This window comes from Chromobacterium sp. ATCC 53434, from assembly GCF_002848345.1.
Lineage (GTDB): Bacteria > Pseudomonadota > Gammaproteobacteria > Burkholderiales > Chromobacteriaceae > Chromobacterium.
Window position 1 is genome coordinate 4,009,271 of record NZ_CP025429.1, and the last position, 13,922, is coordinate 4,023,192.

Consider the following 13,922-nt stretch of genomic DNA (forward strand, 5'->3'; position numbering starts at 1 on the left):
TGATGCCAGGCATCTCGCTTTTAACTCTTCTTTTTTGACGTGACCAAGTGCAGTTGCAATTTTTCCGCCGCATCAGGATTCTTGATGACATGAGTAAAACCATTGCCATCCGTGATGCCCAGCTCCGTCTCTCCTGACTGACGAATTATCTTGTACTTCTGATTAATCAATGGCTGGCCCGTATGCTCATCAAGAATTTGGTACTTATTATCAAACTTGGCATCTGGCATAGAATTGAACATCTGCCCCAAGCTCGTCCCCCCGCTCCAGTCATGACTGGCTCCCTTGAAGCTGATGGAACCCGGCGCGTGCAGCTCTATCTTGCCGCCCTTGATCCTCACATAGGCGCCGCCGCTGGTCAGCAACACCTCCTGCTTGGCGTTGAACTGGATTTTCTGTTTGACCGAGGTGATGGTGACATCCTGGTCGGCCGTCAGCTCCATCGCGTCACTCTGCGCCTGCACCTGAATCTTGCCCTTCGCCGCGATCAGCTTCAGCGCCACCTTGTCCTTCACTCCCGCCACGAACAGGCTGATGTGCTGGCCGACGTTGTGAATCCAGCGCCGGCCCGTCACCTGGTTCGCGTCACGCTGCGCCACCAGGTTTAGGTTCTGCCCGGCGCTGAGGGTCTGGCTCTGCTCGCTTGTGCTGACGATGCCCGCCGGGCCCGACAGCACCAGCAGCGGCTGCTGGCCCGCCTGGTCTTTGGCGGTTTTGCCGTCCTTGTCGGTATTCGACCCGGCTTCCCAGGCCTTCAGCGCCTCGACGTGGTGCTGCAGATGGCCGTCGGCCTTGTTGCCGCTCTTGCCGTTGTCCGGGTCTATGCCGTCCGGACCGGTCTCCATCGTGTCGGCCAGCTGGCCCGCCGCCGCCTCGGCCATTGACTGCGCCAGGTTCAGCGCGCTGTCCAGCTGCGACTGGGCGTGCTCTCTGGCCAATTGTTTGCCGGACGCGCCGTTCTGCGCTTCGGTGCTCAACAGCAGGCCGTGGGCGGCGCGGATCGCGCCGTGCTTGTCGGTGCGCAACTCGAAACCGTCGCCGCGCGGCTGCGCCTTGCCGTTGCTGCGCGGGTGGGCGAGGAAGCCCTGGTTCAGCTGGGTCTTGCCTGGCTCGCTGCTGAGCTTGGCCCGCACTTCGCCGGGCGTGTCGTCGAACAGCAGCTCGCTGTAGCCGCCGCCCTGGTGTTCTTTCGATTTGATGCCGGACAGCGTCTTGTTGGCCGGCAGGCTGCCAGCGCCGCTGAACTCCGGCGGCGGGTGGCCACCGTTGTACAGCACGCCGGTGATCACCGGACGGTCGATGTCGCCTTCGATGAAGTCCACCAGCACTTCCTGGCCGAGGCGCGGCAGGAACTGGTGGCCCCAGCCGGCGCCGGCCGACGGCATCGCCACCCGCAGCCAGCACGACGATTTGTCGTCGAGGCCGGCGCCTATCGTCGGGTGCTCGTCCGGCCGCTGCCAGTGGAACTGCACCTTGATCCGGCCCTGTTCGTCGGTGTGCACTTCGGACCCGGCCGGGCCGACCACGGTGGCGGTCTGCACGCCCAGGCTGGTCGGCTTGGCCTGTTCCGTATGGGCGTAGGCCGGCGTCAGCGGAATGCCGCGTCGCTGCGCCTGGATCTGGGTGGTGAACGGGGCGGTCTCGGCGTTGATCCCCCTCTCCCCCTGCCCCTCTCCCGCCAGGGGCGAGGGGAGTATCGAGGCGAGGTCTGTCGGCAAGTTGTTCTGAACCTGGAAGCTCTGGCCGGTGACGACGAATTCGCGCTGTTCGGCGGCGTCGCCTTCGTGCGCCGGGTGATCGTCCAGCCGGAACCACTGGCCGGCGGTCAGGCCGCGGATGCTGCCGGTCCCCTCGAAGGTCTTGGCTGCGGCGTCGTGCGCCTGTTGGCGCAGCCGGGCGTAGTGCGACAGCTGGTCGGCGTCGCCGGCGTAGTACAGGCCCTGTGGATCGTAGTCCTGCAGGCTGGATTGCAGCGACTGACCGGTCTGGCCCTGTTCGATCTGGCTGCTGTCGCCGCTGTGCTGCGTCGATACCGGTTGGTAGTCGAAGCTGGCCAGCGCGACGCTGCCGGGCACGATCTGGCGCGCCGCCTGCCAGTCGGTCAGGCCGTCTTCTTCCTCGGTGGCGTCGCTGCGGTGGAAGCGCACCCGCTCGACTTCGGCCGGCGGCAGGCTGTAGACGTCGTCGAACACCACCAGCTTGACCTGGGGCGAATCTCCGTCGATGTGCTCGAAGCGCCAGGCATAGCCTTCTTCGTGCAGCAGGCGGACGATGAAGTCGTAGTCGCTTTCGCGGTACTGCAGGCAGTAGCTGCGGGGACTGGCCTGGCCGACCTGGATCTCCAGCGTCTGCCCCTGGGCGAAGGCCGGGTTGGCGGCCTGGTGTTCCTGGACGATCTGCTGGACGATGGCCGGCACGCTCAAGTCCTGGAACACGCGCGAGGCGCGGCGGTGGCGCAGCAGCGCGAACGGCGGCTCGATGCTCAGTTCGTAGCGGGAGAAGCCGCCGTCCGAACCGGCGAGTCGGGCCTGGCTGACGACGCCGCAGCGGACGGTTTCGCGGCCCTGGGCGTCGGCGATGCCGAGGCGGGTGCTCTGGCCGAGCAGGGTCTTCAGTTCAAGGTTGGCGTCGGGCGACAGGCAGCTGACGGTGTAGCGGTACGGTCGGGACACGCCCTCCTCGCCGCTCAGGGTCTGCGGCAGCAGTTGCCCGGCGGCGATGTCGCCGTGGCCGAGCGCCAGCGTCAGCAGGCGGTTGTCCTGGGTGAAGGCGGAGGCGAAGCTGGCGAGCAGGGTGCTAAGGTCCATGGCGGTAAAGGTCGTGAGGTCGGGGCGGATCAGCCCTGCACCTTGTAAACGTTGGAGGAGAGTTGCAGGGTGGCGTCGAAGGTCACCGGCGGGCAGTGCGGATGCACCTTCAACACGGCGTCGACGCGGAAGCGCAGGTGGCGCTCCATTTCGCGCGGCGCGTCCAGATGCACGCGCACGCGGGACAGCCGCGGTTCGTGCAGCTCGATCGAGCGGCGCAGCTGCTCGCGCAGCAGTTCGCGGTCGTCCGGGTTCAGCAGGCTGATGCCGGACAGGTCAGGAATGCCATAGCTGAGCAGGCTGTCGCGGGCCTGGGGGAAGGGCTCCAGCGTCTCTTCCATCGGCATCAGCCGGGTATTCAGCAAGGCTTCCAGATCGCGCGCCAGCGCCTGCTTGAACTGCGACAGTTCAAACAGGCTGACCGGCTCGGTGTGGCTCAGATCGGGCGCGTCGTCCAGCAGCCGGTCCAGCACCGACGGCAGGATCTGGGCGTGGCGGTTGCCGCTCATAGCCCGAATACGGATGCCGCCTGGCGCGCCAGCATCCAGCGGAAGGCGACGAAGATGCCGGCGCCGACGACCGCCAGCAGCGCGAAGTACAGCCACAGCGGCAATTCGTGGCGGACGAAGGCCTGGAAGCGCTGCGGCAGCTGCCAGTTCGGCGCGAACTCGGCCTTGCCGCCGCGCACCTGCTGGATTTCCTGGCCCAGCTTGTGCACCAGATAGCCGAGCTTCTCCTGGCCTTCCAGCAGGTATTTGCCCTGGAAGCCCAGCAGCAGGCAGGTGTAGAACACCTCTAGCGCCTCGATGTTTTCTGCCGGATGGTTGCGCAACTGCTCCAGCCGGTTGAAGAAGCCCTCGCCGGCCAGGTGTTCGCCGAACAGCCGCAACTGCAGCGGCATCCGCTCCCACTCGTCGCGCAGCGCGAACTCGGAGGACAGGATGATCTCGTCCATCAGCGCGCAGAAGGCGTACTTGGCGTGGCCGATCGCGTTGCCGTCCTTGCCGAAGTTGCGCGCGTTGCGCTCGAACTGGCCGAGGAATTGATCGACGCGGCGGTTGAACTCCACCGCGCTGCTCGGCGGATTGCCTTCCTTCAGCAGGAACAGCAGGTAGATGCCGTCCTCCAGCATCTCGCGCAGGGAGGGGGCGGCGGGGGCGGAAACGGCTATCGCGCGTTCCGGGGTCTGGGTGCTTGCTTGGTTCATGGCGTTGTCAGCGGAAGACCGCAATCAGTTCTATCGAAATATCGGCCAGGGTTTGCGGCACATAGATGCAGACGCTGCGCGATTGCAGCATGCGGCTGTAGATCTCGCTGTGCGGCTCCAGGGCGAAATAATGGTTGCCAACCCGTACCGGTATCGCGGACGGCGTTTGCGCCGAGTGGGCCAGGCTGACGCCGCGCATCGCCGAGTTCAGGATGCGTTCGACGTCGTCCGGCGCGCCTATCTTCAGCTTCAGCGGCACATTGTCGATGATGTGGCTGGCCGGCTGGTCGCTCTGCACCGACAGGTAGAAGTCCACGTTTTCCAACAAGCGGTCGCTTTCCAGCCGGCCGATGTGGAAGGACGGCCGTGGCGAATGCAGCGGGATCACCTTGTAACGGGCCGACACGACGGTTTCCAGCAATTCGCGGATCTGCAGGTCCAGCGGCGGGAACACTTCGTGCAGGCGGTCGTGGCGGTAGGCCGGAATATCGGACAGCGTGTACAGCGTGGCGAAGGTCTGCAGCTCGCCGCAGAACTCGGCCAGCGCCATGTACAGCTCTTCCGGATGCAAGGGCTGGCACTGCGACAGATGGCGCAGCCGCGCGAAGTTGCGGTTGACGGTGTGCAGCAGCCAGAAGGAACTGATGTCGGCAGAGCCGAACTCCATCACGCTCTTGGCGCGCTCGCGGTGGGCGCCGGCCAGCGCCTGGCTCTTCACCAGCAGGATGTCCAGCAGACGGCGCAGCATCTGCATCAGCTCGGTCGAGCCCTCGATCGCCAGCAGCGGTGGCAGATAGCCGCGGCCGACGGTCCATTGTCCGGTGGCGTCCTTTTCCAGCTGGCACAGCGGAACGGAATCGTAACCGTCGCGGTTCTCCTCCTCCAGCATCAGCTTGACGTCCAGCTGCAGCGTGGTCAGATCGGCGGCCAGCGCCTGGGTGTACAGGTCCGACACTTCGCGGTGGTCGCTGTGGTAGCGGGCCGGCCGGGCGCTGGCTTCGCCGTTGCGGGTGTTGCCGCCGTACGGCTGCAGCTGGGCCAGGCAGGCGTACAGCGTGGTCTTGATGCCGATTTGCGGCACCGCGGCCAGATCGCGGCTCAACGGCAGCGGCGTATGTTCCGGCGCCTGGTACAGAGTACCGTCGCGAAACAGCACGGTCAGGCCGTCGACGCGGACGAGACCGCCCTTCAGCGCGGCCTCGTCCAGCGCCAGGCGCTGTATGCCCCAGGCGTGGCGATGGGTCAGTTGCAGCAGCGTGGCCTGGGTCTGCTCCTGGAACAGCGCCAGCTGCTGGAAATGCTGCGGGCGAAGGAACATGCCTTCGCCCCATAGGATTCTTTGTGCGTGAAGCATTACTGCTTGAACCTCGGCTGGGTGTCTGAGCGGCGCGCCCTTATGGGTTGCGGCCGGCCGGGCAATCGATGTTGCCGTTATTCGGTTGATCGGGCAGCGCTATCGTTTCTGGTTTGATCGCCTGTAAATAGCAGTCGCCGACTTTGAATTTGAGATCCTTGCTACGGACCCTGCCGGCATCATAAAGCAGGCGCCAAAAATGGGAATTTGGCTGGCGGAAGTAAGCAATAACCCCAATGTAATTAGCGTCTTCCTGGATGGTCAGGTCCAACTCCTGCTTACTGCCTGGAACAAATATAAGTTCCTTGCTTGATAATGCCGCGGAGCCAATCACATCTTGAATTGGCTTTCCACTGGCCAAAAGGTCAGGTGTGAGTAATTTGAATGCTTGATCGTTTTTCAGCTGATAGATCTGAACGACGACAGACAACGGTTTTCCATGCCTGTCGCGGTTTATCGTCGGACTGGCTTCGCTGTTAACCATGATATTTTTTGGGCCTGCGCAGCCTGCGAGCAGTGGCAGGATCATCACGGCGATGATCGCGCAAGTTTTTTGCCAGTGCTGAGTTAAATCCATATAATTCACACCCGAAATAAGATGGCGGACAAGCGTGGATTCTAAACAATCCGCTTGCTGCTGCTTGCAAGCGCCGTATCGAATTCGACACGGCCTCTTGACTTCTTTGCAAATCAAATCAAGCATATCGCGTTATTTGCACCTTCATCAATCGTTTGTATAAAAAATCCCGATGATGTTATTGGCGCCACTGATAGTGGCTTGCATCGTATTGCTTTTGTTGTGGCTCGGCTGGCGTTATTTCCTTGGCGGAGCAAGGCTGCAAGTTCAACAGGCGACGATTGGCCCTTCCCCGAATCCGACTGGCGAACCGGTTGAAAACAACCGGCCCGCAGCCGGTTTTTTGCGTCTCGCGAAAGGGGTGTTCGCGCCGTTTTCGCGGCTGAGGCTCCCGTCGCGGCGCGTGATGTTGCCCTTGGTTTCGTTGTTGGTGGTGGGCGCGGTTGTGGCGATTACGCTGCACTTTGCCGGCTATCACCGCGATCCGCAGTTCATGCCCAATGAATATGCGCATGGCATCCAAATCCGGCAGGCCCTGCTGGAGGAAAAGCTGGTTCCGCCGCCGCCGCTGCCGCCCAGCGCCTTTGTCGACGCGGTGGCGGAAAAGCCGCAGCTGGCCCTGGATAAGGCCGACCGCGACTGGAGCAAGATGGATCCGGCCTTCGTGCAGGATGTGCTGCGGGTGATGGGGAGAATGAAGGCGCGCGGTTTCCCGATGGTGCTGTTGGAAGGTTTCCGCAGCGCCGAACGGCAGAACCGCCTGGCCGGCGGCGGCACCAAGGTGACGCAGGCCAAGGGCGGCGAGAGCAAGCATCAATACGGCCTGGCGGCCGATCTGGCGCCGGTGCGCAATGGCAAGGTGGTGATTTCCGAGCGCGACCCCTGGGCGATGCAGGCTTACAACGCGCTGGGCGAGGAGTCCCGCGCGATCGGCCTGACCTGGGGCGGAGTGTGGAGCTTCCGCGATTACGGCCACATCGAGCGAACAGGCTCATTGCGCGCGCTGCTGGCGCGGCGCAATGACAAATGATTGTCTTTTAGCTTCTTAAGGGAAGGTACACGTGTTTAACAAAGGTTGGCTACGCAATGCCAAGGTGGCGTCCGCCATCGGATTCTTGATCCTGATCGCGCTGATCTGGTGGCTGGGCCCATGGCTCGGACTGACGTCGGCGGAGGCGAGGCTGGGCTGGATCGTGGCGGTGATGATCGTATGGGTGCTGGCCCTGCTGATCGGCCAGGCGCTGGCGCGCCGCGCCGGCGGCATGCTGGAGGGGATGCTGCGCCGCCAGGCCGACGACGCGGTGATCAACGCCAGCGCCGACAAGCGGGCGGAAGTGACGCTGCTGCGCCAGCGGCTGCTGGGCGCGATCGACACGCTGAAAAAGTCCAATATCGGCAGCGCCCGCGGCAGCGCCGCGCTGTATGAGTTGCCTTGGTACATGATCATCGGACACCCCGCCGCGGGCAAGAGTTCCGCGATCCTGCAATCCGGCCTGTCCTTCCCGTTCAGCGACAAGAGCGGTATCCAGGGCATAGGCGGCACCCGCAACTGCGACTGGTTCTTCTCCACCGAGGGCGTGTTGCTGGATACCGCCGGCCGCTACGCCACCGAGAGCGAGGACCGCGGCGAGTGGCTGGCCTTCCTGAAGCTGCTGAAGAAGCACCGCGCCAAGGCGCCGGTCAACGGCATCATGGTGGCGATCAGCCTGCCGGAGCTGGCCCAGCACAATAGCGAGGGCTTCGTGCTGTACGCGCGCCAGGTGCGCGAGCGCATCCACGAGGTGTGCAATACCTTCGGCCTGATGGTGCCGATCTACCTGGTCTTCACCAAGCTGGACCTGTTGGGCGGCTTCGCCCAGTTCTTCCAGGATGCCGGCGAAGAGGAGCGTTCCCGGGTGTGGGGCGCGACGCTGTCGGCCGACCAGGGCACCGGTTTCGACGCCGGCGCCGTCGTGTCGCAGCAGTTCGAGCAGCTGTACCGCGGTCTGGTGCAGATGGGCGAAGCGCAATTGGTGAATGCCGGCGGCAACGCCGTCAAATCCGCCCACTTCGCCTTCCCGATCGAATTCCACGGCCTGCAGGAAGCGGTGGTCAAATTCGTGCGGCTGCTGTTCGAGGAGGATCCGTACCACTCGCGTCCGCTGCTGCGCGGCTTCTACTTCACCAGCGCCCTGCAGGAGGGCGTGCCGCGCATCGTCACCGCCGGCCGGGTGCAGGGCCAGTTCGACCTGTCCTCCGCCAGCCTGGACAAACAGCAGGCGCCGGCGTCGTACAGCTACTTCCTGCGCGGCTTGTTCCGCGAAGTGCTGTTCCCCGATCAGCACCTGATCTTCCAGCAGACGCGTCCCAGCGGCAGCCGCTGGCGCCTGGCCGGCATGGTGGCCGGCCTGGTGACGCTGGCGGCCGTGGCCGGCTTGTGGACCTGGTCCTTCATCGGCAACCAGCAGATGATCGCCCAGATCAACGTCGAGCGGGCGCAGGCGCAGAAGCTGGCCGCCTCGGGCCAGCTGTACGACCGCCTGGGCGGCCTGCTGATCCTGCAGCGCAGGCTGGAGGAGTTGCAGAACTACCGCCGTAACGGCGCGCCGTGGCAGGTGGGCCTTGGCCTGTACCAGGGCAAGGAGCTGGAGCGCAATCTGCGCAAGGCCTATTTCGCCGGCCTGAAGGACGTGATGCTGAATCCGGTCCAGCGCAATCTGGAAACCACGTTGGCGGCGTTGAAGCCGGGCGTGGCGCAGCCGGTGGCGGTGACCGAGCCGGCCAAGCCGCCGATGGAGGCCAAGCCCGCGGCTAAGCCGGAAGCCAAACCGCCGGCGGCGCCGGCCAAGCCGCACCGTGCGCGTCCGAAGGGCCACGGCCTGCCCAATATCAATCTGAGCGCGCTGGAATTGCCGCAACGCGCCACCACCGCGAAGCTGGACGCTTCGGCGCCGGCTGCCGATGCGACGGACAAGCCGCAGCAGAAGTCGCCGCAGCTGGACGTGGCCTACAACGCGCTGAAGACCTATCTGATGCTGCATGAGCAGAAGCGGATGGAGGAGGCGCAGCTGGCCGACCAGCTGCCGCGCTACTGGCGTCCGTGGCTGGAAAGCCAGCGCGGCGAATACCCGGTCAACGAGGTGATGGGCCAGGCCGAGAAGCTGGTGGCTTTCTACGTCAGCCAGATCAAGGAAGCCGATCTGCCGCTGATAGACAACGATCCCAAGGTGGTGGCAGACGCCCGCGACGTGCTGCGCGGCTCGTTCAAGCGGCTGTCGGCGCAGGAGCGCGTGTTCAACGAGATCAAGGCGCGAGCCAACACGCGTTTCGCGCCGTTGACCGTGGCGCGCATCCTGGACAACCGCGACATGGACATCATGGCCAGCAGCCAGATGGTGGAGGGCGCCTACACCCGCGAGGCGTGGAACACCTATGTGCGCGGCGCCATCGACGAGGCCAGCCGCGGCGAAATCCGCAGCGATGACTGGGTGCTGGCGTCCAGCAGCCAGGACAATCTCGGCAAGGACGGCGACGCGGAGAAGAATCGCGCCGGGCTGGAGGCGCTGTATCGCGCCCAGTACATCGCCGCCTGGCACAAGTTCCTGGCCGGCGTGGTGGTGCGCGACATCGCCAACCCGGCGCAGTCGGCGTCGGCGATGGCCAGGCTGTCGGACAAGCAGAATTCGCCTATCAAGCTGATCCTGGCGCGCGCGGCGCAGGAAACCGCCTGGGACAATCCGTCCGAATTGAACCGTTCGCTGGAGAGCGCCAAGCGCTCGGTGCTGGATAAGACCACCGCCTTCTTCAAGAGCGGCGACGCGCCGGCCGAGGCCAAGGGCGACAAGCAGTACGGCACGGTCGGCATGCACTTCGCCGGCGTGGCCGCGCTGGTCAAGGGCGACAACGCGCCGATCAACGCCTATCTCGACCAGCTGGGCAAGCTGAAGGCCAAGATGGCGACCATCGCCACCACCGACCAGCCGGGTCCGCAGGCGCGCGCCGCGCTGCAGGCGACGCTGAGCGGCTCCGGCTCCGAATTGGGCGATTCCTTGTCCTATGTCGACAACACGCTGCTGGCCGGCGCCAACGCCGACACCGTGGAAATGGTGCGTCCGATGCTGGTGCGTCCGCTGTCGCAGTCCTATAGCGCGTTGTTGGGACCGGTGGCGCAGGACATCAACCAGGCCTGGATCAACGAGGTGCTGCCGCAGTGGAAGCAGCTGGCCGGCAAGTATCCGTTTAGCGATTCCAGCAACAGCGCCTCGGTCGCCGACATCAACCGCTTCGTCAAGGCCAACGACGGCACGCTGGACAAGTTCGTCAACAAATACCTGTCCGGCCTGGTGCAAAAGAAGGGCGACGAGTTGGTGCCGCGCGCCTGGGGCAACCAGGGCGTGCGTTTCAATCCGGAATTCCTCGTCGGCGCCAGCCGCCTGATGGCGCTGGCCAGCAGCCAGCTGCAGGACGGCGAGAACAGCCGCTTCGAACTGCAGCCGCTGCCGACGCCGGGCCTGTCCGAGATCGTGCTCAGCATAGACGGCCAGGAACTGCGCTACCGCAACGGCCCGCAAGCCTGGCAGCCGTTCAACTGGCCGGGCAGCGGCGGCGGAGACGGCGCGCGCATCCAGGTGGTCAACTACGCCGGCGCCAGCAGCGTGGTCGGCAACCAGCAGGGCCGGATGGGCCTGATGCGTCTGCTGGCCGGGGCCAAGGTCAACCAGGACGGCCCGGACGGTTCCGCTCAGCTGAGCTGGAATCTGCCCAAGGGCAGCGGCGCCGACGGCCAGACGGTGCGCTTCAATTTCCGCATGCTGGGCGGCGTCAACCCGCTGCAGCTGAACCGCCTCTACAAACTGACGTTGCCTGAACGCGTGACGTTGTAAGGAGAAGAACCGGCATGGCGTTCAATTTCAAGCGCACCCAGGAGGTGCCTCCGCAGTTCTGCATTTTCGGCAAGTTGCCGCGGCGCGCCGACTTCGTCCGCGTCAACGCGACCCATCCGGCCGCGATGCAGCTGGACCAGCTGCTGGCGCAGAGCCTGCAGCGGGTCGAGTTCGGACCGGAGGCCACCCGCGATTATCTGGCGATGCCCGCGACCTCCTTCGTGTTGCAAAGCCGCGACCAGAACTGGCTGTCGCTCGGCGTGATCCAGCCCAGCCGCGACGAGGGCGGGCGCAACTACCCGCTGGTGGCGGCCTCGCTGGTGGCGGTCGATCCGTCGCTGCCGTCCACCGCCATTCTGCTCTTGGCCAACGAGCTGTTTTTCTCCGGCCTGAGGGAGCAGCTGGCCAGCGCCATCGAGAACTCGGTGGAAATGCTGGCCTGCAAGCAGTTCCTGGAGGAGCAGCTGCGCTTCGGCGCCTCGTCGGTGGCCGACATCGACCTGGCGCAGCAACTGCTGGAAAAGCACCTGACGGTGACGCCGGTTTCCGAACTGATGCGCAGCCTGAGCGAGACCGGCCGCGGCGATCTGGAATCGGTGCTGCTGGCCTTCATCTTCCATCACCGCCTGCTGAAGAAATTCCGCGACAGCCTGCCGGTGCAAGCCTACTTCCTGCCGCTGCCGGCGGTGGAGGGCGACAATGTGCTGGCCGCCGTTACCTGGCTGGCGCTGTACCACGCCGCCACCGACAACGGCGCGGCGCTGGAGCAGTGCCTGATCCTGCGCCGTCCGGAAGGCCATTTCCTGGCGTTGCTGCCGGCCGGTCTGAACGAGCCCATCGCCGCCCAGTGCTGGGGCGGCCCGCTCGACACCAAGCTGGTGGTGGACATCGAAGACGTCAAGGCGCCGTGGCGCAGCCACCAGGCGTATGCCGAGGCGGCCTATGTGCTGGGGCGCCAATTGAATGATCCGGGCCTGTCTTTAGTACAGCTGCGGACTATTCTATCCAGCCTTGCGCGCAATATCGCGTAGTCATCTTTTCGAACCTTTTGATTCCTTAGAGAAAAACCATGGGTAAAGAGAGCACTCAGAAAAAATTGTCGAGGGTACGCCCGCCGCGCGTGCAGATCACCTATGACGTCGAGATCGGCGACGCGATCGAGACCAAGGAACTGCCTTTCGTGCTGGGCGTGCTGGGCGACTATTCCGGCCACAGCAAGAACCCGCTGCCGAAGATGAAGGAACGCAAGTTCGTCCAGATCGACCGCGACAACTTCGACGAAGTGCTGAAAGGCATGGCGCCGCGGCTGGCGGTGAAGGTCGACAACGCGCTGAAGGACGACGGCACCCAGCTGGGCGTCGAGCTGAACTTCGAAAGCCTGTCCGATTTCGAGCCGCAGAACGTGGTGCGCCAGATCGACCCGCTGAATCAACTGCTGGAGGCGCGCAGCCGCCTGGCCGACCTGCGCAACAAGCTGGCCGGCAACGACAAGCTGGAAGAGTTGCTGGACGAAGTGGTGCGCGACACCGAGAAGCTGCGTCAGATCGGCAGCAAGAAAGAAGGAGGCGAGCAGTGAGCGCGGAATTGCAACAACAGGCGGCGCCGGCCGCGTTCGAGGGTGTCAGCCTGCTCGACAGCATCATCGAGCAGAGCCGCATCGCCACCAATGACAGCGAGAAAAGCCACACCCGCGATCTGATCGGCGAACTGGTCGACCAGGTGCTGCAAGGCAGCGTCACCGTCTCGCGCGACCTGTCCGCCAGCATCGACGCCCGCATCGCCGAGATCGACAAGCTGATCTCCGACCAGCTGAACAATGTGATGCACAACGCCGAGTTCCAGAAGCTCGAAGCGTCCTGGCGCGGCCTGAACTATCTGGTGATGCAGTCCGAGACCAGCACCCAGCTGAAGATCAAGGTGCTGAACGCGTCCAAGAAGGATCTGGTCAAGGATTTCAAGGCGGCGGCCGAGTTCGACCAGAGCGCGCTGTTCAAGAAGATCTACGAGGAAGAGTACGGCACCTTCGGCGGCGCGCCTTACGCCGCCCTGGTCGGCGACTACGAGTTCACCCGCCATCCGGAAGACTTCTACCTGCTGGACGAGCTGTCGCACGTGGCCGCCTCGGCCCACGCGCCGCTGATCTCGTCGGCCGATCCGGGCCTGTTCGGCCTGGAGAGCTTCTCCGACATCGGCAAGCCGCGCGATCTGGCCAAGATTTTCGACACCGTCGAATACGCCAAGTGGAAGTCCTTCCGCGAATCGGAAGACTCGCGCTACGTCGGCCTGGTGCTGCCGCACGTGCTGGGTCGCCTGCCGTACGGCCGTGACAATGTGCCGGTCGAGGCATTCGACTTCGAAGAGAACGTCGACGGCAGCAACCACGACAAGTATCTGTGGACCAACGCCGCCTACGCCTACGCCGCGCGGCTGACCGACGCTTTCGCCCAGTTCGGCTGGTTGGCGGCGATCCGAGGCGTCGAGGGCGGCGGCCTGGTGGAAGGTCTGCCGGCTCACACCTTCAAGACCGACGACGGCGAAGTGGCGCTGAAGTGCCCGACCGAGGTGGCCATCACCGACCGCACCGAAAAACTGCTGTCCGATTTGGGCTTCATCTCGCTGGTGCACTGCAAGAACACCGACTACGCCGCCTTCTTCGGCGGTCAGTCGGCGCAGAAGGCCAAGACCTACAACACCGACTCGGCCAACGCCAACGCGCGCCTGTCGACGCAACTGCCGTACATCTTCGCGGTGTCGCGCGTCGCGCATTACATGAAGTCCATCATGCGCGACAAGATCGGCAGCTTCGCCTCGCGTCAGAACGTGCAGGACTACCTGAACACCTGGTTGGCCCAGTACGTGCTGCTGGACGATTCCGCCAGTCAGGAAGCCAAGGCCAAGTACCCGCTGCGCGAAGCGCGCGTCGATGTGGTGGAAGTGCCGGGCAAGCCCGGCGTCTACCGCGCGGCCGCCTTCCTGCGTCCCCACTTCCAGCTCGACGAGCTGACCATTTCATTGCGTCTGGTAGCAGAGTTGCCGCAACCGGCGGGCTGACGGCTGACGCTTTGATCAAACAGGGGGAGAGCCTTCCCCCGTTTTTCGACCTTTGTAAGGAGAC

Annotated in this window: 10 protein-coding genes; 5 read left to right on the forward strand and 5 right to left on the reverse strand. The window is 64.4% G+C overall.

The window, feature by feature from the left end; all coding sequences use genetic code 11:
• Nucleotides 1-20: 20 nt before the first annotated feature.
• Genes CXB49_RS17700 through tssJ form a run of 5 tightly spaced genes read right to left on the reverse strand, consistent with a single transcriptional unit; the run spans nucleotide 21 to nucleotide 6,071 of the window.
• Nucleotides 21-2,807 carry a type VI secretion system Vgr family protein gene (locus CXB49_RS17700; protein WP_101709603.1) on the reverse strand — a complete coding sequence of 929 codons (2,787 nt, stop codon included), beginning with the start codon at nucleotides 2,805-2,807 and terminating at the stop codon, nucleotides 21-23.
• 29 nt (nucleotides 2,808-2,836) lie between these two features.
• On the reverse strand, nucleotides 2,837-3,316 hold the full coding sequence (gene tssE, locus CXB49_RS17705; RefSeq protein ID WP_101709604.1) for a type VI secretion system baseplate subunit TssE: 480 nt from the start codon (nucleotides 3,314-3,316) through the stop codon (nucleotides 2,837-2,839).
• Nucleotides 3,313-4,014: a type IVB secretion system protein IcmH/DotU gene (gene icmH, locus CXB49_RS17710; RefSeq protein WP_101709605.1), complete on the reverse strand. Its 702-nt coding sequence runs from the start codon at nucleotides 4,012-4,014 to the stop codon at nucleotides 3,313-3,315. Before icmH ends, tssE begins: the two co-directional genes overlap by 4 nt.
• A gap of 7 nt (nucleotides 4,015-4,021) precedes the next feature.
• A complete protein-coding gene (gene tssK / locus CXB49_RS17715; protein ID WP_101709606.1) occupies nucleotides 4,022-5,368 on the reverse strand; it encodes a type VI secretion system baseplate subunit TssK in 1,347 nt (448 codons plus the stop codon).
• Between the two features lie 40 nt (nucleotides 5,369-5,408).
• Nucleotides 5,409-6,071, reverse strand: a complete 663-nt coding sequence (tssJ, locus tag CXB49_RS17720) for a type VI secretion system lipoprotein TssJ (RefSeq protein WP_101709607.1) — start codon at nucleotides 6,069-6,071, stop codon at nucleotides 5,409-5,411.
• A 46-nt stretch (nucleotides 6,072-6,117) separates the two neighbouring features.
• Between tssJ and CXB49_RS17725 the strand changes: the two genes are divergently transcribed.
• From CXB49_RS17725 to tssC, 5 genes are all read left to right on the forward strand, one after another.
• Nucleotides 6,118-6,975 carry a M15 family metallopeptidase gene (locus CXB49_RS17725; RefSeq protein WP_233492850.1) on the forward strand — a complete coding sequence of 286 codons (858 nt, stop codon included), beginning with the start codon at nucleotides 6,118-6,120 and terminating at the stop codon, nucleotides 6,973-6,975.
• 31 nt (nucleotides 6,976-7,006) lie between these two features.
• Nucleotides 7,007-10,807: a type VI secretion system membrane subunit TssM gene (gene tssM / locus CXB49_RS17730; protein WP_101709609.1), complete on the forward strand. Its 3,801-nt coding sequence runs from the start codon at nucleotides 7,007-7,009 to the stop codon at nucleotides 10,805-10,807.
• Between the two features lie 14 nt (nucleotides 10,808-10,821).
• The gene (gene tagF / locus CXB49_RS17735; protein WP_101709610.1) at nucleotides 10,822-11,838 is read left to right on the forward strand and encodes a type VI secretion system-associated protein TagF; all 1,017 of its coding nucleotides are present in this window, start codon (nucleotides 10,822-10,824) and stop codon (nucleotides 11,836-11,838) included.
• A gap of 89 nt (nucleotides 11,839-11,927) precedes the next feature.
• Nucleotides 11,928-12,383 (forward strand): type VI secretion system contractile sheath small subunit, encoded by a 456-nt coding sequence (tssB, locus tag CXB49_RS17740; RefSeq protein WP_233492851.1) that lies wholly within the window; start codon nucleotides 11,928-11,930, stop codon nucleotides 12,381-12,383.
• Entirely contained in the window at nucleotides 12,380-13,858 is a 1,479-nt protein-coding gene (gene tssC / locus CXB49_RS17745) for a type VI secretion system contractile sheath large subunit (RefSeq protein WP_101709612.1), read from the forward strand. Before tssB ends, tssC begins: the two co-directional genes overlap by 4 nt.
• The last annotated feature ends 64 nt before the right edge of the window (nucleotides 13,859-13,922 follow it).